Origin of the sequence: Thiomicrorhabdus heinhorstiae (assembly GCF_013391765.2) — a bacterium.
In the GTDB taxonomy this organism is placed as follows: domain Bacteria; phylum Pseudomonadota; class Gammaproteobacteria; order Thiomicrospirales; family Thiomicrospiraceae; genus Thiomicrorhabdus; species Thiomicrorhabdus heinhorstiae.
Window position 1 is genome coordinate 75,973 of sequence record NZ_JACBGI020000005.1, and the last position, 20,823, is coordinate 96,795.

At 49.0% G+C, this 20,823-nt stretch carries 18 protein-coding genes and 1 tRNA gene; 11 read left to right on the forward strand and 8 right to left on the reverse strand.

Going from position 1 to position 20,823, the window contains the following annotated elements; all coding sequences use genetic code 11:
- Positions 1-145 precede the first annotated feature (145 nt).
- The 3 genes from H8792_RS04775 to H8792_RS04785 form a co-directional block, all read right to left on the reverse strand.
- Positions 146-1,186, reverse strand: a complete 1,041-nt coding sequence (locus tag H8792_RS04775) for a CobW family GTP-binding protein (RefSeq protein WP_185977791.1) — start codon at positions 1,184-1,186, stop codon at positions 146-148.
- A gap of 9 nt (positions 1,187-1,195) precedes the next feature.
- Positions 1,196-2,542 carry an FAD-dependent oxidoreductase gene (locus H8792_RS04780; protein WP_185977792.1) on the reverse strand — a complete coding sequence of 449 codons (1,347 nt, stop codon included), beginning with the start codon at positions 2,540-2,542 and terminating at the stop codon, positions 1,196-1,198.
- Positions 2,543-2,656: 114 nt separating this feature from the next.
- On the reverse strand, positions 2,657-3,025 hold the full coding sequence (locus H8792_RS04785) for an ArsR/SmtB family transcription factor (RefSeq protein ID WP_185977793.1): 369 nt from the start codon (positions 3,023-3,025) through the stop codon (positions 2,657-2,659).
- 229 nt (positions 3,026-3,254) lie between these two features.
- On the opposite strand from H8792_RS04785, the gene H8792_RS04790 reads away from it, so the two are divergent.
- The 4 genes from H8792_RS04790 to arsJ all read left to right on the forward strand — a co-directional run bounded on the left by H8792_RS04790 (position 3,255) and on the right by arsJ (position 7,317).
- Positions 3,255-4,214 carry a permease gene (locus H8792_RS04790; protein ID WP_185977794.1) on the forward strand — a complete coding sequence of 320 codons (960 nt, stop codon included), beginning with the start codon at positions 3,255-3,257 and terminating at the stop codon, positions 4,212-4,214.
- A 36-nt stretch (positions 4,215-4,250) separates the two neighbouring features.
- Positions 4,251-4,970 carry an MTH895/ArsE family thioredoxin-like protein gene (locus H8792_RS12570; RefSeq protein WP_228766950.1) on the forward strand — a complete coding sequence of 240 codons (720 nt, stop codon included), beginning with the start codon at positions 4,251-4,253 and terminating at the stop codon, positions 4,968-4,970.
- Between the two features lie 118 nt (positions 4,971-5,088).
- A complete protein-coding gene (locus H8792_RS04805) occupies positions 5,089-6,105 on the forward strand; it encodes an ArsJ-associated glyceraldehyde-3-phosphate dehydrogenase (protein WP_185977833.1) in 1,017 nt (338 codons plus the stop codon).
- 27 nt (positions 6,106-6,132) lie between these two features.
- Complete coding sequence (arsJ, locus tag H8792_RS04810) at positions 6,133-7,317, forward strand: organoarsenical effux MFS transporter ArsJ (protein ID WP_185977795.1); 1,185 nt, start codon at positions 6,133-6,135, stop codon at positions 7,315-7,317.
- A 4-nt stretch (positions 7,318-7,321) separates the two neighbouring features.
- Here the strand turns inward: arsJ and H8792_RS04815 are convergent, their stop codons facing one another.
- Entirely contained in the window at positions 7,322-8,365 is a 1,044-nt protein-coding gene (locus tag H8792_RS04815; protein WP_185977796.1) for a YeeE/YedE family protein, read from the reverse strand.
- Positions 8,366-8,461: 96 nt separating this feature from the next.
- On the opposite strand from H8792_RS04815, the gene folM reads away from it, so the two are divergent.
- Together folM and H8792_RS04825 are read left to right on the forward strand one after the other, a co-directional pair.
- Positions 8,462-9,178, forward strand: coding sequence for a dihydromonapterin reductase (gene folM, locus H8792_RS04820; RefSeq protein WP_185977797.1), 717 nt, complete (start codon positions 8,462-8,464; stop codon positions 9,176-9,178).
- Positions 9,179-9,204: 26 nt separating this feature from the next.
- A complete protein-coding gene (locus H8792_RS04825) occupies positions 9,205-10,185 on the forward strand; it encodes a YbgA family protein (RefSeq protein ID WP_324187595.1) in 981 nt (326 codons plus the stop codon).
- Positions 10,186-10,246: 61 nt separating this feature from the next.
- Here H8792_RS04825 and hemH read toward each other — a convergent pair whose 3' ends face one another.
- Positions 10,247-11,350, reverse strand: a complete 1,104-nt coding sequence (gene hemH, locus H8792_RS04830) for a ferrochelatase (RefSeq protein WP_185977798.1) — start codon at positions 11,348-11,350, stop codon at positions 10,247-10,249.
- A 210-nt stretch (positions 11,351-11,560) separates the two neighbouring features.
- Here hemH and H8792_RS04835 point away from each other — a divergent pair, with 210 nt between their 5' ends.
- Positions 11,561-11,989: a hypothetical protein gene (locus H8792_RS04835; RefSeq protein ID WP_185977837.1), complete on the forward strand. Its 429-nt coding sequence runs from the start codon at positions 11,561-11,563 to the stop codon at positions 11,987-11,989.
- An 80-nt stretch (positions 11,990-12,069) separates the two neighbouring features.
- Here H8792_RS04835 and eutC read toward each other — a convergent pair whose 3' ends face one another.
- Together eutC and H8792_RS04845 are read right to left on the reverse strand one after the other, a co-directional pair.
- Positions 12,070-12,843: an ethanolamine ammonia-lyase subunit EutC gene (gene eutC, locus H8792_RS04840; RefSeq protein ID WP_185977799.1), complete on the reverse strand. Its 774-nt coding sequence runs from the start codon at positions 12,841-12,843 to the stop codon at positions 12,070-12,072.
- A gap of 12 nt (positions 12,844-12,855) precedes the next feature.
- Positions 12,856-14,238 carry an ethanolamine ammonia-lyase subunit EutB gene (locus tag H8792_RS04845; RefSeq protein WP_185977800.1) on the reverse strand — a complete coding sequence of 461 codons (1,383 nt, stop codon included), beginning with the start codon at positions 14,236-14,238 and terminating at the stop codon, positions 12,856-12,858.
- Between the two features lie 394 nt (positions 14,239-14,632).
- Between H8792_RS04845 and H8792_RS04850 the strand changes: the two genes are divergently transcribed.
- From H8792_RS04850 to H8792_RS04865, 4 genes are all read left to right on the forward strand, one after another.
- Positions 14,633-16,378, forward strand: coding sequence for an N-acetylglutaminylglutamine amidotransferase (locus tag H8792_RS04850; RefSeq protein WP_185977801.1), 1,746 nt, complete (start codon positions 14,633-14,635; stop codon positions 16,376-16,378).
- A 12-nt stretch (positions 16,379-16,390) separates the two neighbouring features.
- Positions 16,391-18,118 (forward strand): N-acetylglutaminylglutamine synthetase, encoded by a 1,728-nt coding sequence (ngg, locus tag H8792_RS04855; RefSeq protein ID WP_185977802.1) that lies wholly within the window; start codon positions 16,391-16,393, stop codon positions 18,116-18,118.
- A 23-nt stretch (positions 18,119-18,141) separates the two neighbouring features.
- A complete protein-coding gene (locus H8792_RS04860; RefSeq protein WP_185977803.1) occupies positions 18,142-19,290 on the forward strand; it encodes an osmoprotectant NAGGN system M42 family peptidase in 1,149 nt (382 codons plus the stop codon).
- A gap of 333 nt (positions 19,291-19,623) precedes the next feature.
- Positions 19,624-19,700: transfer RNA gene (locus H8792_RS04865), tRNA-Arg, on the forward strand.
- A gap of 179 nt (positions 19,701-19,879) precedes the next feature.
- Here H8792_RS04865 and H8792_RS04870 read toward each other — a convergent pair.
- Positions 19,880-20,767, reverse strand: a complete 888-nt coding sequence (locus H8792_RS04870; protein ID WP_185977804.1) for a LysR substrate-binding domain-containing protein — start codon at positions 20,765-20,767, stop codon at positions 19,880-19,882.
- Positions 20,768-20,823: the final 56 nt, after the last annotated feature.

Genomic DNA, 20,823 nt, shown 5'->3' on the forward strand with positions numbered 1-20,823 from the left:
GATAAGTACTTGCCTTTTAGAGGTTTTTTCAAGGTCTCTAAACCTATGCCCTAAAAGGGTGTTGCACCCTCAGTTTGTTAAAATTTTGTGAAAAGTGGGGAATGATTCTATCAAATAATTCTCCACAGAGGGGGTTAAATAAAAATTATTCGCGAAAGCGACTGGTTTCTATCAGTTGTTGTTCCAGAGAATGAATTCGTTCATCGTCGGCTGAAAATGTTTGCGAATCCGCGATAATCAGCTCAAGGCGGCTATCCCCGCGCCATGCGATGTCATTAAAATCCACATGCTGATCGCTCCAGTTCACTCTTTGCCATTCCAGACCGCAGCGAAGAACGCCTTTGCCGCGTTGGAAAAATCTGCCGTTCTCGGCAAACCATTTCTTCAGATCACTGCGCGAAAAAATACGCTTGGCCGGGAATTGCCAGCCGATCGCATACAGACGATCCCGATCACTGTACTGCAAATGACGACTGAGGAGCGCGTCGTTGTCGCTCTTTTGTTCCTCATTTACCAGTTGCGGTAGTTCGTGCTGGTTAGATTGCAGCAGGCTTAGCGGCCGTGGCGGCCTCGGTTGCATGACGTCCGATAGCGAAATGTGCGAGTACTCGGTCGTCACAACCGCTTGTTTGGGAGGATAGAGCGAAGCCAGAAGCGTCTGGCTCTGTTTGACTTCTTTTGCAGACGCCTGATCGATCTTGTTGAGAATGACCTGGTCAGCCAGAGTAACAAGATCACGCATTACGGCGGATTTTTTCCAGCGCTCTGTGGTCAGCTGCTTTGGTGTGGCGATGCAGATGACGCTTTGCAGATCAAGCGGTCTGCGGAAGCTTGCCTGTTTGACCAGATCGATAATTTTTGCCGGATGCCCGAGACCGGTTGGTTCGATCCATAAGCGGTCAATAGCTTGGTTTTGCGGGTCAAGCAGTCGGTTGATGCCTTGATGCAGGTTGGCTTGGGCGCTGCAACAGATGCAGCCGCCGGCAATTGAAATGACTTGATCGTCGGTGTGACTTTGCAGGCTTAGCGCATCAATGTCCAGTGCGCCGAATTCATTGATCAGCAAGCCCCAGTTTTCACCGGCCGGCTTCTGTTTAAGGAAATTGAGCAGGGCGGTGGTTTTGCCGCTGCCGAGCAAACCGGTGACTAGATGTACCGGTAGTGTTGTGGTTTGCTCGGAGTTCATCTTGCGAAATTAGTTCGGCAGGTCACTGCCGCCAAGCAGTTCGTCGATCAGGCGCTGGCGATCCAGTTCAATGCCCAAGCGTTCGCAGACGATTTTGGTATCGCGGTAGGCATTCCCCAGGCAGGTGGTCGCTCCCGGGGACGGTGTCATATTGAAGATCAGATTGTCGTGTTCCGGAACGATGCTCGCCTCACCCAATTTCAGCTGCATGGCTGTTTTGTCGATTACCTGCGGTCTCAAACCGCCGATGCCGGATGCGTACTCCAGATCCTTGGCCTTTACGTCAGGAAGGATTTTCTGAACATCCTTGGCAAACAGTCGCTGGCGCAACCACGGAATTTCAAAGGCGAAATTGCGAAAGATATAGTTGCGGATGGTACTGTCTTTCATCAGGTCCCAGAAGACTCGGATTACTTTTAAATCCAGTTTCAAGCTTTTCCAGAAATCCCAATAGGTTCCGCCGGTATAACGTTCCAGCTTCGGCAGAACCAATGCCGTCGGCCCTAGACGGGTTTTGCCCATTTCCACCAGGTCCGGGTCACCGTGCAGCGCGGCAAACGGCAGTTTGTCGTTCTGCATGGTGTACACCTTGCCGTTCAGGGTTTTCGGGACATAGTAGAAGCTGCCCGCCATAGGCAAAATCGACATATCCAAACCGTGTCCCAGCTGATTGGCTAGCAGCAGGCTATGTGCGCCCGCTGAAACGACGACAAATTTGGCAAAGAAGCTGCCTTGCGGCGTGTTGATTTCGTAGTGATCGTCAAACTTGCGGATTTTTTCCGCTTTGGCGCCGAGCGCAACATGGATATCAGCATTACCCTGGCGGGCGCTTTGAATCAAAGACTTGGACAGATTACCGAAATTAACGGCGGAATATTCGTCGGTACAGCCGGAAGCCATAATTTTTTCCGGGCGCGGTTTGCCGTCTTTCAGGGCAACGCCCGGCTCGACTTCGGCAATACGTTGTGCATCCCACAACTCCATATAAGGGAAGGCTTCGGCAAACTGTTCATGACGTTTTTCCAAACGTTCGCACTCGTCGTCACCGACGGCGAGGATCATTTTCGGAAATTTGAACAGGAAATCGTTTTTTTCGACCTGATCGGCATAGTGAACGATCATATTGGCCTGTTGTTTAACGACCTTGGCTTTTTCCAGGGTGTAGTTGGTTTCGATATCTCCGCAATGCAGGGTTTGACTGTTGGCACGGGCGTTGGAATTCAGCGGCGCTAAGGAGCCGTATTTTTCCAGAATGGCGATGGATTGAACCTTGGAGTAGCGCGATAGCATATAGGCCAGCGCACATCCGGATACGCCTCCGCCGACAATGACCACATCAAATTCACGATTTTGCATCGGGAGAATTACCTTAAAGATGAAGAAAAACAAATCATTATAAAAGACACGCCAACGCGAAGCAATCTCGGGAGTCGGCTCCGGTAAATGGTTTCGACTCTTCGGGCCTTTCGGTCAGCGACTGATTTGGCAAGTTGGTATTGCCTGATTTTCGCTTTGCAGTCTTTGCAGATCTTCGCGACTCTCATCGAACTGGCTCAGCAGAGATTTAAAAAGAGTCGAGTTGATGGTATCCAGCCGTTCCTCGTTGATCTGATAATGCATCCATGCGCCTTGACGGTAGGAGTCGACCCAGCCGGTATTTTTCAAATAGGAAAGATGGCGTGAAATCAGACTCTGGCCTGCCTGCAGGTGTTCGACCAGCTGGCAGACGCACAGTGATTCACGTTGCATCAACAGATTCAAAATTCTTAAGCGCATCGGTTCGCTCAGCGCTTTAAAAATCTGACTGTAGTCATCGAGTGATGGAATATTCTCAGGCATTGGTTCGATTCTATCTCTTGTTGCTGGTTATTGGGCTGTTTTATCGGCTTTTTCAGCCTGTTTTACGGATGTAAATGATAAAAAATAACCAAATAGCAGAAATATTTTCTTTACATATCTGCTTATACGGATATACTTTTATCCATGTTTGGTTAAGTTTTATTTTAGTGGTTCGTTGAGATAAAGAAAAGGTCGTCGGCCACTTTAACGATAAAAACGGGGTAGTCCGGTGTTTGAAGCTTTGGGAAATTGGGTAGCGTTTAGTCTGTTTGGCCTGACCGAACAGAGCCAGCTTGGCAGTGCAGTGCAGTTTTTCGTCATGGACGTGAGCAAGATATTTGCACTGCTGATCATTGTTATCTACCTGATGGCCTGGTTGAGAGCCTATGTCTCCAGTGAGCGGATTCGCGAAATCGTCCAGGGCAAGCCGAAATGGGTCGGACGTTCTTTGGCGATTTTACTCGGCTCGGCGACCCCTTTCTGTTCCTGTTCTTCGGTGCCGCTGTTCATCGGATTTGTCGAAGCGCGTATTCCGTTGGGAATTACTTTTGCATTCTTAATTGCCAGTCCGATGATTAACGAAGTTGCTTTGGTGCTGTTGATGAGTATTCTCGGCTGGGAGTTTGCCCTGTGGTATTTACTGGTCGGTTGGGCCGTGGCCTATTTCGGTTCGATTCTGATTGAATGGTTTAAACCGGAACGCTGGGTTGAATCTTATGTGTGGGATATTAAGGCGCGTCAACAGGCAGAGCAGCAGGCGCAACAGTCTTTGAGTCTGCGCGCCCGCCATGATTTTGCCCGCAGTGAGGTGGAAGTGATTGTGCGTCGCATCGGCTGGTGGGTATTGGCCGGTGTGGCGATCGGGGCGGCGTTTCACGGTTTTGTTCCGAGCACCTGGGTCGAATCTTACCTCGCAGACGGCAGCTGGTGGAGTGTTCCGGCAGCGGTTTTGCTGGGGGTGCCGTTGTACTCGAATGCTACCGGAGTCATTCCGGTGATCGAGGCGATGCTGAACAAGGGGGTACCGGTTGGAACCAGTCTGGCATTTATGATGAGTATTGCCGCACTTTCTCTGCCGGAAATTCTGATTTTAAGAAAGGTGGTGCAGTGGCCGGCTCTGGCGGTATTTGCATCGGTATTGAGTCTGGCATTTATTTTGGTCGGCTGGTTATTTAACTATCTGTATTAATAATTTTTGTAGCGGATATGCATTAAGGAGAAGGTTATGGAATCGAATGCATCAGTGGTAAAGGGCAATCGCCCGCTAAGAATTTTCGCCTCTTTTATGGTGATTTTGATTTTGGTTGCGCATTTTCTCGGTCAGATCGATCTGACGGAAAACTGGATTTTCTGGATTGCCCTGGCGATGGCGGCAAATGCCATTCAGGCCTCTTTTACCGGATTTTGTCCGATGTTTAAGAATGCCCGTGGTGAATGTGTCGCTTGCGGTGTCACTTGTTGTGCCCCGGAAGAGCAGACAAAAGCCGCCGCTAAATCGGATTGTTGCGGTTCGTCGGACTGCTGCAGCGACACTTCATCGGTAGATAAGAAATCTTCCTCTTGCTGCGATTCGTCTTCGGATTGCTGTAGCGACAGCAGTGCAAAGGGGTCTTCCTGTTGTGATTCTTCCTCAGACTGCTGCAGTGACAGTTCGTCATCGGATAAAAAAGCCTCTTGTTGCGGTTCAACCTGCTGTGACAGTGATGCAGTCAATATCAAAGTACTGGGCAGCGGCTGCAAAAACTGCGATCAGACTGCCAGGTTGATTGAAAAAGTTGCCGAGAAATTACAGCTGAAAATCTGTTTGTGCAAGGTTGAAGAGATGCCGGAAATTGCGTCTTACGGGGTAATGAGCACGCCGGGTGTAGTCATTAACGAAAAAGTGGTGCATAGCGGCAGTGTTCCAACCGAAGCGATGATCGAAGAGTGGTTTAAGCAGCTTTAAACGAGCATAAATTGATGTATAAAGCATTAAGTAAAAAAACTTAATTAAACGTCACCTGTTTGTCATATTGGATTGCTTTAATACGCGCGTAAATAGGAAATTAAAAGGTATGAAAAAAATGAAAATTAAGGTCGCAATTAACGGTTTCGGTCGCATGGGGCGTTTGGCGCTAAGAGTCGCGTTCGACTCACCGGAGATCGAATTCGTGCACATCAACGAGATTGCCACCGATGCCTACGGTTCCGCACACTTGTTGAACTTCGATTCCGCGCACGGACGCTGGCACCACTTGGCCGAGGAAGATCACGACCAGATTGTCATTAACGGGCATGCGATCAGCTATTCACAGAACGCCAAGATTGAAGACACCGATTGGGCTGCTCTGGGTGTGGATGTGGTCATTGAATCGACCGGACGTTTTCGTACCCGCGAATCCCTGCAAGCGTATCTTGATCAAGGGATTAAGCAGGTGATCGTTGCCGCACCGATGAAAGAAGACATCAAGAATATCGTTATGGGCGTTAATGACGATATTTTTGTGGCGGGTGAAGATCGTATTATTACCGCTGCTTCCTGTACAACCAACTGTATTGCGCCAGTGATTAAAGTATTGCACGAGAAAATCGGTGTTAAACACGGCACGATTTTGACCATGCACGATCGAACCAATACCCAGAAAGTCGTTGATCACGGGCATAAGGATTTGCGTCGAGCACGTGCCGGTTTTGAATCGTTGATTCCAACCAGTACCGGTTCGGCGAAAGCGATCGGTAGCATTTTCCCAGAATTGAACGGGCGTCTAAACGGTTTGGCGGTACGTGTGCCCCTGATGAACGCTTCTCTAACCGATTTGACTCTGGAAATGAATCGGGAAACCAGCGTTGATGAGGTTAACGGATTATTTAAAGAGGCCGCCGAAAGCGATTTAAAAGACATTTTGGGCTATGAAGAGCGCCCTTTGGTATCGGTCGACTATGAAGGCGAGCGTTGTTCCAGCGTGATCGATGCACTGTCGACAATGGTCGTCGATGGTACTCAGTTGAAAGTACTTGCTTGGTACGACAATGAAATCGGTTATGTTGCGCGCATGATGGAGCTGGCGGAAAAAGCCGGTCGTGCCAACCGCGCTCTTTAATTGTCAGCCAGGACGGGGATCTCAAAAATGGATAGAGCCGTACAGCAGTATGGAATCGTAACTGCCAACTATTGGGCCTTTACTTTGACCGACGGCGCCCTGCGCATGCTGGTCTTGTTGTTCTTTCACGATCTCGGCTATTCGCCGCTGGAGATCGCCATGCTGTTTCTGTTCTATGAATTTTTCGGAATAGTGACCAATCTCTTCGGTGGCTGGCTCGGCGCCAACCTCGGTTTAAAAGTCACGATGAACCTCGGTTTGTTTTTGCAGATCGTAGCCTTGTTGATGTTAACGGTCGATCCCAGCTGGCTGACGGTCGCCTATGTGATGTTCGCTCAGGCCTTGTCGGGGATTGCTAAGGATCTCAATAAAATGAGCGCCAAAAGCAGCATCAAGTCTCTGGCGTCCGAATCGGATGGCGCCCTGTACCGCTGGGTGGCGATCCTTACCGGTTCCAAAAATGCGCTGAAAGGGGTTGGTTTCTTCCTCGGAGCCGGTCTTTTGCAGTGGGTCGGTTTTGAAGCCGCCTTGCAATTAATGGCAGCGATGCTTGGGATTGCCTGGTTGTTTTCGGTTCTTCTTCTGGATCGAGATATCGGCAAGGCGAGTAATAAATCCAAGTTCGCCGAAATGTTTTCCAAGAGCCCGGCGATCAACCGTTTGTCGGCGGCACGTTTCTTCCTGTTCGGTGCGCGTGATGTCTGGTTTGTGGTGGCTTTGCCGGTCTATCTGGTTTCGGTACTCGATTGGGATCATTTAGAGGTTGGTGGCTTTTTGGCGGCCTGGGTCGTTGGCTACGGGATTATCCAGGCTTCGGCGCCGAAATGGACCAAGCGACATGGTAATCCGACGCCGAATACCGCCAAGATTCTCGCTCTGGCTCTGAGTGGTGTGCCGTTATTCATGGCGCTGGCACTTTCTTTACAGCCGCAGGCGGTGATATTGATTGGTTTGGCTCTGTTTGCGGTGGCTTTTGCTTTGAATTCGGCGGTGCATTCTTACCTGATCGTCAGTTTTGCCGATGCCGACGGTACTTCAAAAGACGTCGGTTTCTACTATATGGCGAATGCCGGCGGGCGTCTGGCCGGTACCGTTTTGTCCGGTTATGTCTATCAGGTCGCCGGAATGGAAGCCTGTCTTTTATTCTCTGCCGGGTTTATTCTGCTGGCCGGTCTTCTGGCTGGGCGTATTTCTCCTGCTGCGAAGGCGTAGCGTTCTAGCGACTCTGCTTCAGGCGCAAACCGACCCAGCTTCCGAGTAGTCCGAACGCCAGCCATAGCCAACCGTGCAAGCTACCGGAAGCGATGCCACTGAAAAGGGCGCCGATATTGCAACCGGAAGCCATTACTGCACCGCTGCCCATTAGCAGCCCGCCAATTACGGATGAAAAATACTGATTCCAGTGAAAGCTCTGTTTCGGGCGCGGGTGCACGATAGTTACTATCAGCGATCCGACGATCAAGCCCATGGCGGTTTGCGCAACCGGATACTGCCACCAGCCGAGCGTCAGGCTCTGATGTTCCATTACATAGTCCCAGAAAGCCCAGTCCACCGGCCATTGGAAAAGTTCGATCAGTTGAATCCCCCAAAACGGAAAGACGGTCGCTATCGACCATGGCGAGCCGGTTAGCAACAGCAGCAGACTGTTAAGCAATGCTAGTAGAACGGCGGCCTTCCACCAGGAGTGAGGCTGTTTATTTGTCTGGATCAGAGCTTCTGTGCCGACATGACGCTGCTGCTCTACCTTTAGCAAATATCGATACAAAGTAAACAGTATCAGGAATTGCACAATTAAACCTTCCCAGACCCCGAACAGATGTTGAAAGGCGATCGGTTCCGTCTCAGGCAGACTCTGCCAGTAGGGCGCTAAAGCCGCAGCCAGGGTACCGCCGATAATCATAAACAGCAGGGTAACAAAAGAGAAAGATTGTATCTGCCCGACACGGTTAAGAGTGCCGGAAGTACAGCCTCCCGGGCCGACCTGCATTCCCAAACCGAATAAAAATGCCCCAAGCGGAATCGCCAGCGAGAGCGGACGAATAAAACCGTGAAAGGAGTATTCATTGCCAAAGTCTGCGTTTAAGATAAAGGCAAAGCCGAGTATCGAGATGCCGAGCATCCAGAGTAAAGCGCGTGCGGCAAGAGTGCGTCGTTCGACGATCAATAGGCGAAAGCCGCTGCTGAAGCCGAAGTGAAAATAGTTTAGTACTGCGCCGAGCATCGCGCCGATCAGTAGATAGCTATAGGGGGTGTCTAACATGATAGGATGTCCGGCTAAGAGAGAAACAATATGTTATCAATTACGTTTATTGGTAATGATCGATATATTTTATATCTGGATTGAAGAGGGTTTGGTTTGGAAAAGTTACAACGTGCGGTTGTGATCACCGGAGGCGGTCAGAGAATTGGAGCTCATCTGGTCAGACAGTTTTTACTGCAGGGAGAGTATCCGGTGGTATTTACCTATCGGCGAGAAAGTGACGAGGTTGCTGCTTTGCGTCAGGCCGGAGCCAGAGCAATCCATGCGGATTTCAGCGATAGCGCTGCAATAGACGCTTTTGTCGAGACTCTCAAGGCGACCGTCGGCAGTTTACGCGGATTGATTCATAATGCTTCGCTGTGGTGCAAAGATGCAGAGATGCAGCCTGATCCTAGTCTCTATGAAGAGACGTTTCGCGTTCATGTCGAAGTTCCCTATCGGCTGAACCAGGCCTGCGAGCCTCTATTTCACCAATGCGAGGGGATGAGGGATATCATTTCCATTTCCGACAGCAGCGTTCAGGGAACCAATGAGCAGACCATCGCTTATCTTGCCAGCAAGGCGGCAATGCAAAATATGAGTAAGCAGTTCGCCAAGCGGTTGGCACCGGAGATCAAGGTCAATGATATCGCTCCGGGGTTGATCATGTTTCATGAAGGTGATCCGGAAGATTATCGCCGGGAACGCCTCAGGCAGTCGGCCATCGGCATCGAACCTGGACCGGATGTGGTCTGGCAGGCGGTGCATTATTTAATGAACAGTCCCTACAGTACCGGTTTAAGCTTACCGGTAGATGGCGGAAGACATCTTTAAACGAGTAAATTGACAAGGAGTGTATCGTGAGTGAGTTTCCTCGATTGAATGTAGCCTTATCTGATTGTCTCAGCGGGTGCGAATGCCGTTATAACGGTGGCCATGCTCAGGATGAATTTGTTATCCATCAATTGGCAGCTTATGCCGATTTTTTCAAATTTTGTCCTGAGGCGCCGGTATTGGGCACGCCGCGCGAACCGATCCGTCTGGTGCAAGGCAATGATTCGATTCGCGTCGTCGGAACCAAAAGCGGCCGGGACGTAACCGACGGTTTATTGGACTATACCGAGAAAAAACTGGCTTTTCTGCAGAAGCAATCTTTGGACGGTGCGGTGGTCAAGTCGCGTTCTCCAAGTTGCGGTCTTGAGAGAATTAAAGTGTATCGTCCGAGCGGAGAGTGGTTCGGTTCGCAAGACCCGATGGATCAGGGGGTGTTTACCAAACGGTTGCAAGAGGCATTGCCGTGGATTGCAATTGAAGAAGAGGGACGGCTGCAAGATCCATGGCTAAGAGAAAACTTTATGCTACACGTTTTTACTTTGGCGCGTTGGCGGAATTTTCTGCAGAAGCAAACGGGCGTGGCCGATTTACAGGCGTTTCATCGCGATCATAAGTATTTGTTGCTGTCTAAAAACGAGTCGCTGTATCGGCAGATGGGGCCGATTGTGGCCGAAGCCCGTAAAGACACGTTGCAGGATAGCCTGCAAGCCTATGAAGGACTGCTGCATCGATTGCTGGCGACCAAAAGCAATAAGGGCAAAATGCTGAATACCCTTGAGCACATGTACGGTTACTTTAAGAAACAGGTTGGTGAAGCGGAAAAAGAACTGTTTCGCAGCACCTTGCAGGAATTCAAAGAGGGCATTGTTCCCTTGATCAGCGTGATGAAACTGCTACAGCAGTTTATCCATCGCTACGGTAGCGAGTATCTTCAGGGGCAGGTCATTCTCGATCCCTATCCGCCGGAACTGGCGTTGAGGTCGCATCTGCAGGCCTATAAATCGTAAGTTGCGGGCAGAAAACAAAAAACGGGGTTCAACCCCGTTTTGCATTTGATGCGCTTGCAGATTAAAACGGGCAGCCTTTGGTTTTTGCCTGCGTTTTAACCAATAAGCGTTCCGCTTCGTCCTCTCCGGCATCTAGCCAACCTTGAAGGTTTTGCAGCAGTACATCTGTAAGCGCATCCGCGTGGTCGGCCCGATCGTTCAGGCAGCGAATAAAGCTGAATTTCTCTCCGCCGGCGTCTTCGAAATACTCGCGGTTTTCTTCGCCGATCTCTTCAATGGTTTCCAGACAATCTGCCGAGAAGCCGGGGCAGATAACCTGTACGTTTTTGATGCCATCCGACGGCAAGGATTTCATGGTGGCGTCGGTATAGGGCTTGATCCACTCCTCTTTACCGAACAGCGATTGGAAAGTGACCATGTATTCGTCGTCGTTCAGACCCAGTTCGCGGGCCAGCAGGCGAGAAGTAGTGTGGCATTCGCAATAGTAAGGGTCGCCGTTGTCGTGGTAACGTTGCGGCACACCGTGATAAGACATCACCAGTTTTTGTGGTTTGCCGTGAATTTCCTGGTGATCGAGGACACTGTTGGCCAAGGCTTTGATATAGCCAGGATGGCGGTGATAGTGACTGACGAATCGCAGGTCGGGCACCCAGCGCCAGGTTTGCAATTCGGCACTGACGGCATCCATAGTTGAAGCACTGGTGGCAGCCGCATACTGAGGATAAAGCGGCAGGACGATAATGCGCTGGCAGCCTTTATCCTGCAGCGTTTGCAAAGCGCTGGCAATCGATGGATTACCGTAGCGCATGCCCAGAGCGAATTCAACTCGTCCTGCGAAATGAGGAGTCAGACGTTCGGCAATGGCGCCAAGCTGGCGATTGGATATATTCAGCAGTGGTGAACCGGGCCCTTCGCTGTCCCAGACAGTGGCATAGGCTTCTGCGGATTTGGCCGGACGAGTGTTCAAAATGATTCCTTCCAGAATCAAACGCCAAACCCAGCGGGATGGCGGCGGTTCCACCACGCGCGGGTCCATCAAAAATTCTCTCAGGTAGGGCTTGAGTGCTTCTTTGGTAGGAGCGTCAGGTGTTCCCAGGTTGGTGATCAAAACGCCGGTGGCGCTGTCAGAGCCATGTTGATAGCCGGAAATTCCGCGATATTCCAAAATGCTTCTCCAATCGATTAAGTCCGACAGGCTATTGTAGAGGAAAAGCCTGATAAGAGAAAACAATTGTCTCTATTGTTAAATAAGTTAAAACCTATAAGAAACTATGGATTTATGCTGGAGTGAATTGATTTTCCATTCAGGCGGAATTACTCTGTATCCAAGGCTTGGAGTTATCCAGGCAGTTATTTTCTAATGCAGGGTTCGATTATGAAAAGAAGAGTTGTTGGCACCTTGATGGCGGTTGCTATGGCAAGTGCTTCATCATTGGTTTGGGCGAAGTCGGAGCATGCTGATGATCATCCTAAATCGTCTAAAAAAGAATATGAATATAGCAAGCAACAAAAGTACACCAAACAGAAAGAGTATCGCGACGAGCACCATTCGTCGCCGGCAGTAGGTTCATCCGGAAAATCGCTTCCTCCGGGATTGCAGAAAAATGCCGAACGAGGCAAACCTTTACCTCCGGGCTGGCAGAAAAAGCTGCGTAAAGGCGATACGTTGGGTGATGATATTTATCATCGCGGGCAAGTGGTGGTTCCACTTGGAAAAGACGGTTCCATTTCCATAAAAGTAGATAATACAATTATTCGAATGATGGATAAGACTCGGCGAATTCTCGATATTATCGAAAACTAAATCGATTTGATTCGATAACAAATGGATAACAAAAAACCTCCGGATGGAGGTTTTTTATTTTATGAGTCGCGCGGAGTTCTTCACTTAATGTCGATAGCCGGGCTTTCCTGATTATCGTCTTTGAGCTGCACGCCGGACAGACGCATTTTCAGCGACCCTTCCATAAGTCGAGCCAATAATTCTGCCGCATCCTGATAGCTTTGCCCGCCGGGGCGGATATTGGAAATACAGTTGCGTTCGGCATCCGAACGTCCGACTCTCGGTTCATAAGTCATATAGATTCCCATGCTGTTGGCGGCACTCAATCCCGGCCTTTCTCCGATCAGAATGATCGCAATTTTAGCGTGATAGTGTTCGCCGACTTCGTCAGCCAGAGCGACGCGGGCCTGATTGGCGAGGTGAATCGGAGCCAGTGTCCAGCCTCTGTCTCGGCACATCGGCAGTAACAGCTGTAAAAACGGCAGGGCATTCTGTTGAATGGCGGTGGATGACAAACCATCACCGACGACAATGCAAATATCCGCCTCTTCGGTCTGTTGCTGCAGTAATTCGCGCGACTGCAAACTGAGTTTACGTCCGAGATCTGGGCGTTGCAAATAGGTCAAACGATCGTCGGCCGCCGAGCAAATTTCCACAGTGCTTTCCCCAAGAGCATGAATTTTTTCCGCTAGTTGTTCGATCTGAAACGGTAAGTGGACGGCGTCGCGAGCGCGCGCATGGTCGAGATCGAATTTAAGTATTTCCTTCGAAGCCAGACTGGAACCGGCACGTTGCAGACCGATACGTGCCTCGGTGATGTGTTTTAAATTGGCAAGATCCTGGAGAATTTTCGGATGTTTGGCGGACTGTGGCATATCGCTCTCCGTTTAAAAACGCATGTCGGCCAATAAGGGCGCCGGCTGGTTTGCGTCCAGCAGATGTCCCTGACTGTCTTGAATGCCGATTTTCTGTAGCCAGGCGGCGAATTCAGGGGCTGGTTTTTTGCCGAGCACCTGGCGTAGAAAGTTGGCATCATGAAACGAAGTGGTCTGGTAGTTGAGCATAATGTCGTCGGCACCGGGAATGCCCATAATGAAGTTGACGCCGGCCACACCTAACAAGGTCAAAAGGTTATCCATATCGTTCTGATCGGCTTCGGCGTGGTTGGTGTAACAGATGTCGCAGCCCATCGGCACGCCAAGCAGTTTGCCGCAGAAGTGGTCTTCCAGGCCGGCACGCATAATCTGTTTACCGTCAAACAAGTATTCCGGACCGATAAAACCGACCACGGTATTGACCAGCAGCGGACGGAATTTTCGGGCAACCGCGTAGGCGCGTGTTTCCAGGGTTTGCTGGTCGACATTATGGAAATAACCGGATGATAAGGCACTGCCTTGTCCGGTTTCAAAATACATCACATTGTCGCCGACGGTGCCGCGTTGCAATGAAAGTGCTGCTTCGTGCGCTTCAGCCAAGATATTGAGATCGACGCCGAAGGATTTGTTGGCGCCTTCTGTACCGGCGATGGACTGGAAGACCAAATCGACCGGTTCACCGCGTTCCATCATGATCATGCTGTTGGTGACGTGAGTCAGTACGCAGGACTGCATCGGAATCTCGTATTTCAGACGAATGTCGTCCAGCAGCCGAATTAAGGCGGTCGCGGCCTGGACATTGTCGGTGGCCGGATTAATGCCGATCACGGCATCGCCGGAACCGTTGAGCAGTCCGTCCAGCGTCGAAGCGATAATACCCTGGGTGTTATCGGTCGGATGATTCGGCTGCAGGCGGGTCGACAAACCGCCTTTCAAGCCGATGGTATTGCGAAAGCGGGTGATGACCTCTTTTTTGCTCGCAGCGAGAATTAAATCCTGATTGCGCATCAGCTTGGAAACTGCCGCGACCATTTCCGGCGTTAAGCCCGATTCCACTCGATCCAGCATCGCCGAGTCGGTGCGGTAATCGAGCAGCCAGTCACGGAATTCGCCGACGGTCAGATGGGAAATCGGTTGAAAAGCGACTTCGTCCCAATCATCGAAAATCAGTCGCGTCACCTCGTCCGATTCGTATGGAACGACGGCTTCGTTTAAAAAAGTCTTCAGAGGCAACTCAGCCAGAGCAAAGCGTGCCGCCATACGCTCCTCTTCGGTTTTGGCCGCTACCTGCGCGAGAACGTCGCCGGATCGCAAGGGGGTGGCTTTGGCCATCAAATCTTTTAAATCGTTAAAACGATAAACCGATTGTCCTAGGGTGTGCTGATAATTTGCCATGGCTTTATTTGAGAATGTACGTTGGAGAAATCGGCTGCCCTGACTGCAGGCCGTCTTCAAAATAATAGAGATGATTGCATCCATATATAAAAGCAATCGGTAACCCTTGGAAGGTTATTGCTATTAAATCATATAGATAGGGATTTTTTGACGTGCTTTTAATTGGTTTTTCGCCCGATTATCGGCGGTTTATGCACCATAAGAAAACAAAAGTGTCATGAATTAAGCGGTTTCGTAACTTGAAATCAAACTCAATGTTCGTTACAACAAAAAAGGACTCGGCAATCGGTTTTTGAATTTAGGTCGTGTGTAGTAAGTCGTGAATGTGTAAGTAGTCGTTAGTATTAGTTAGTTGTCATAGTTGTAAGTAGTCGTCGTGAATTAGGGTTGTAGTATGTGTGGATATGTAGGGTCAGTAGGTTTTCAGAATCGTCCGGGTAGAGATATTTTGGCAAAGGTGCGTCATCGAGGCATCAATAGTGAAGGGTTTTATGCGTTAGATGAGGTGATGTTAGCGCACGCGCGGTTGAGCATTATGGATCAGAGTCCGGATTCAGCCCAGCCGATGCAGTACAAAAATTATGTGATGGTCTTTAACGGTGCGGTTTATAACTATTCCGAAATAAAGCAGGAACTGATTCAGAAAGGGTACGAGTTTTATTCCGATGTGGGAGATTCGGAAGTTATCCTGAAAGCGTTCGATTGCTGGCAGGAAGCCTGTCTTGAGAAGTTTAACGGTATGTTCAGTATCGTTATTTTCGACAAGCAGCGCCGCCGTCTGTTTATGGCACGGGATCGTCTCGGGATAAAGCCGCTGTATTACACCGAAGATCAGGGATTTGCCTTTGCTTCAACACTGCAGGCGCTGTTGGATTTCGGTGTGGACACTTCTCTGAATCTGCAGGCGTTGCACCATTATTTGACTTTCCATTCCGTCGTGCCTGCACCGAATACCATTCTGAACGGCATTAAAAAATTTCCTGCCGCGCACTATGCCTACTACGACATAGCTACAAAAACCTTGGACATCCGGCGTTACTGGACATTGGGTACCACCGTGCAGAGCATGAGTTATGAAGAGGCTTGCGAAGCGATCGATGCCAAGTTACACGAATCGGTGAAACGCCGTCTGGTTGCCGACACCGAGGTCGGCGTACTCCTTTCCGGAGGGATTGATTCCTCATTGATTGCCGCTTTGGGCAAACAGTACAAACCGGATATCAAAACCTTTAGTATCGGTTTTGAAAGCACGGACGAAGAGGCCGGTGACGAGTTCTACTACTCCGATATGGTTGCCGACTTTCTCGATACCGAACATCATCAGATTCATATCGACAAGAGCCGCGTGTTAAGGGCGCTGCCGAAAGCGATCGGCATGATGAGCGAGCCGATGATCAGTCATGATGCCGTGGCCTTCTATCTTCTGTCCCAGGAGGTTTCCCGTCAGGTTAAGGTGGTGCAGAGCGGACAGGGCGCGGATGAAGTCTTTGCCGGCTATCATTGGCATCAGAAGATCGCAGGGAATGATCAGAACTGGTCGTTGGAAGAGGCTTACCGTCAAACCTTTTTCGATCAACATCACAAAGACCTCTCGCAATATGTCGCCGAGCCGTTTTTAAGCAATGATTTCAGCGGCGACTTCATTAAAGACTATTTCAGTCAGTATCAGTTTGCTGACAACCTGCAAGGTTCCCTGCATATCGATACCAATGTTTTCCTGGTCGATGATCCGCTCAAGCGAGTGGATAACATGACCATGGCCTGGTCGCTGGAAGCACGGGTGCCGTTTTTGGATCATGAACTGGTTGAGTTGGCCTTTTCGGTCGACGGCGACTATAAAATCCGCCATAACGGTAAAGGGGTGATTAAGGATTTGGCCCGCAAGTATCTTCCGGCCGAAGTCATTGATCGTAAGAAAGGCTATTTCCCGATGCCGGCGTTGAAATACATCAAGGGAGAATTTTTGGAATATATCCGCGATACGCTGGATGCACAGGTGGCTCGCGAGCGTGGCCTGTTTAACCGTAAAGCGATCGATCGAATGTTAAGAGATCCCGATTCCGCTCTGACCAATCTGCGCACCAACTATTTGTGGCAATTGGCGGTGCTTGAAATCTGGTTACAGGAACATCAACTTTAAGAGACGACGGCTATGAGTTCAATTGATCCAAAACATTCTCCCTCTTTAAAACACTGGGGGGACACTCCGGTAGAAAATCATTTTGAAACCGTTAAGCATGATGCGTTTATCGAATGCGGTTGGGGTCGCCTGATTTTTGCACACACCTTCAAAGACTATAAAAAAATTGCCGAATTAATGTTCAATGAGCGCAACCGCAAAAGAGATCTGGCGTTTTATGCCCATGATCCGCAGTTATTGGTTTCGCTGGCGCCGCACGAATTTTTCATCGACCCCTCTTTTACTTACCGATACGACCTGACCCGTGAAAAAGACGAAAATCAACGTTCACCGATTAACTTCTACATTGAATTAGCCGATTTCGATAAGGATCTGGAGCAGATCAACGGCATTTATCAGGTCAACAATATGGTGCCGCTGGATCTCGAAAACCTGGATAAAACCGGGCAAATTACCTACTTTGTCGGCAAGGATAAAGAAACCCATGAAGTGGTCGGCGTGGTGATGGGAGCAGACCATGTGAAATCCTTTAACGATACCGAGCAAGGTTCGAGTCTGTGGGCTTTGTCAGTCGATGCGAAAGCCCGTTATCCGGGGATCGGTAAACTGCTGATACAGCATGTGATCGATTATTTTCGGGACAAAGGCCGCAAATTTTTAGATCTGTCGGTGATGAGTAATTCGGAAGCGGTCGGGCTCTATGAAGGCATGGGGTTCAGTCGTGTTCCGGCTTTTACTATCAAACGTAAAAACGCCATTAACGAAAAACTCTATACACCGCAAATCAGTCAGTACGATAAATTAAACCCGTACTCGATGATTATTATCAACGAAGCCAAGTTGCGAGGCATCGGGGTTGAAGTTCTCGACGGCGTGAATAATTACTTCAAACTCACCCACGGCGGACGCAGCATTATCTGTCGTGAGTCGCTCAGCGAGTTGACCTCCGCCGTCGCCATGAGCCGCTGTGCCGATAAGTCGGTTACCCACAATCTATTGCAACCGCTGGATATTTCCCTGCCTGCACAACGGATTGTCGACGGCAGCGATGATGATTACAAATTTCTGCAAAAGTATAAACAGATTGCCGTTAAACCTGCGGACGGCGAACAGGGACTGGGCATCAGTCTTCTGGTTCGTTCCAATTCCGAACTGGAGTTGGCAATTCGCAAAGCGAAACAGTTTTCTGCGAAGGTGGTTCTGGAGGAATTTGTCGAAGGGGATGATTTGCGAATTCTGGTAATTAACTTCGAGGTCGTTGCCGCCGCCATCCGCCAACCGGCGGAGATTCTGGGAGACGGGATTCATACCATACGCGATCTGATCAAGAAACAGAGCCGACGCCGCGAATTGGCGACTCATGGCGAAAGCAGTATTCCTATGGATGACGAAACCAAACGGACGCTTTTCAATTCAGGCTATACCTTTGATGATATTTTGGAGTCGCAGAAAAAGCTGCAGGTTCGAAAAACCGCCAATCTTCATACCGGTGGCACCATTCATGATGTCACCGAAAAGCTGCATCCGGCTTTAGCCGAAGCCGCCATTCGCATCGCCAAAGCCATCAATATTCCGGTGGTAGGTGTCGATTTCATGGTGAAGTCGCCGGCTAAAAAACACTATTATTTTATCGAAGCCAATGAGCGCCCCGGCCTGGCGAATCACGAACCGCAGCCGACGGCACAACGTTTCGTCGATATGTTGTTCCCGAATACCAAAACGACTCAAAAAGAAGATTAACTTAAAAAGACTGAATTAGCCTTATGAAAGATTTAAAAATCGACCTGAATTATTTACAAACTATTCTTATCGATCTGTTGAACATTCCGAGTCCAAGCGGCTATACGGATCAGATTGTCCACTACGTGGGGGAAGAGCTTGAACGTTTGGATATTCCGTTTGAAATCACCCGCAAGGGAGCGATTCGCGCCTTTATCAAAGGAAAGAAAACCTCACCCGGACGAGCAATCGCCGCGCATCTGGATACTCTTGGGGCAATGGTGACTTCAATTAAGGAAAATACCCGTCTTGGGGTTACCATGATTGGACACTGGTCGGCACGATTTGCCGAGGGAACCCGCGTAACGATCTTTACTGACACCACTACCTATCGCGGCACGATTTTGCCCTTAAAGGCGTCCGGTCATACCTACAATGAAGAGATCGATACTCAGGTGGTCAGTTGGGATAATTTGGAACTTAGAATCGACGAAATCGTCGACTCGAAGGAAGATGTGTTGCAGAAAGGAATAAGAGTCGGCGATTTTATCGCCATCGATCCTTATCCTGAAATCACCGATTCCGGTTACATTAACTCCCGTCATTTGGATAATAAAGCCGGCGTCGCCAGTTTATTGGCGGCGCTTAAAGCCATAAAAGACGCAGGAATCACTCTGCCGGTGGATTGCTATCCGCTGTTTACCGTTCTGGAAGAAGTCGGTAACGGCGCCTCGGCGATTATTCCCGAACAGGTCGCCGCCATGGTAGCGGTGGACAACTCCACGATAGCACCGGGGCAGAACTCCTCGGAACGCGGAGTTACCATCGCTATGAAAGATTCGACCGGTCCGTTCGATTATCACTTAACTCACAAATTGATCCGCATCTGTAAGGAAAACGACATTTTGCATCAACGTGATGTGTTCCGTTTCTACCGTTCGGATCTGGCATCCGCCACGGCTGCCGGTCACGATATTCGCACCTCGTTGATCTGTTTCGCACTCGACTCTTCGCACGGTTACGAACGTACGCATATTGATTCTTTGGAGGCGGTAGCCAAACTGCTGATGTTCTATTTGCAAAGCCCGGTGGGTATCCAACACGATGATAAACCTTTCAATTCTCTGCAAGGCTTCCCTCGCCAGGTGGAACAGAAAGTGATTCGGCAAATCGACAAGGTAAAGGTCAAATAAAGAATATAAAGTGATTGGCACGCTGCCGTTGCAATTAACGGAAGCTTTGCAAGCGGAGGTCAAAATTGATATGGGGATATAGATGGCGCGCCCGAGAAGATTTGAACTCCCGGCCTTCCCCTCCGGAGTACTACGCCAATGTTAAATTCACCCCAAAAGCTAAAGTCGGATTTTAGGGCAACAGTCACGGTGACAAATTTGGGTTAACAGTCGCATTTTTAAATATTGGTGACAAAAAAGTTGGCACAAATTTATCACCTATTTTGACTAAAAACTAAAAAAAATTTTACGACGAGGCTCAAACCCTTATAATACGGGCGTCCTTTTCAAGTCGCGCCCGTAGCTCAGCTGGATAGAGCGTCCCCCTCCGGAGGGGAAGGCCGGGAGTTCAAATCTTCTCGGGCGCGCCATCTGCTTTTTGCGCCTAGCCCTCAGTCTTAATTATTTACCCTGGTGACAGTCTTGCGTCAATTTGGTGACATAAAAATCAAAAAAGAGACTGTATCTTTTTTGTTATTACAAATCTTAATTTCTCTTTATTTTCGATATTGCTAGTAATGGAATAATGTGGAGTAACGGCATGTACGGGTTATATTTTGACGCTTAAAAACGAGTCTACAAAAGTCTGTTGGTAGGGGGCAAGAATCCTTTTTTTTAGGTAAGCGCAATAGGTTGTTGAATGGCCAAGTTCTTCCGTTAGGTGGTGTGATTTTAAGTATGGTTTGTCGCTTTCCTCCAAAGCCATCTGAGCAATAATTCCTATTCCAAAGCCTTGGCGGACATAGGTTTTTATAACATCGGCATCAGAGGCAACGATTTCGAACTCAAATTCAGGGTCAATTTGTTTTAATGCATGTGAGACTTTGTCACTATGACTAAAGCCTTTCCTGTATGAAAGTATGGGAAAGTCTAGAAGGCTTTTTAAGCTAAGGTCAGTGTTCCAGACGGGATGGGTGGGGGGAGCTACCAGCAGGTGAGACCATTGATAACCGCTAATGGCTTCGAGTTCTTCTTTACTGGCTAGGACTTCGGAGCAGATTGCGATGTCAATAATATCTTTTCGGAGCATGGTGAACAGGTTTTCTGGGAAGCTCTCCTCAATATGGAATTTCGTTTTCGGGTGATTGCGCTTAAAGATCGACAATACATGTGGCAGGATATAGCGCGCTTGAGTATGGGTAGTGCCAAGTCGAATACAGCCTTTATCCGGTTCTTTAATGGCATCGCTGATGGTTCGGATGTTTTTCTGGGCCAGGCAGATGACTTTAGCCTGTTCTAGCACTTGTTCTCCTGCTAGTGTAAAAGAAATCAGTTTTTTGGAGTGACGCACGAACAGCGGAAAACCCAGTTCATCTTCCAATAGTTTTAACTGTCGGCTACCAGCTGATTGGACGATATGGAGGTTTTGCGAGGCTAGCGACAGATTCAAATTAGTTTTATTTAATTCAATTAACAGTTTTATTTGTGTAAGATTCATTTTTACATATCTCTAAATCAGATGTTTTGTTCTATTAATATCATTTAATTAAATAT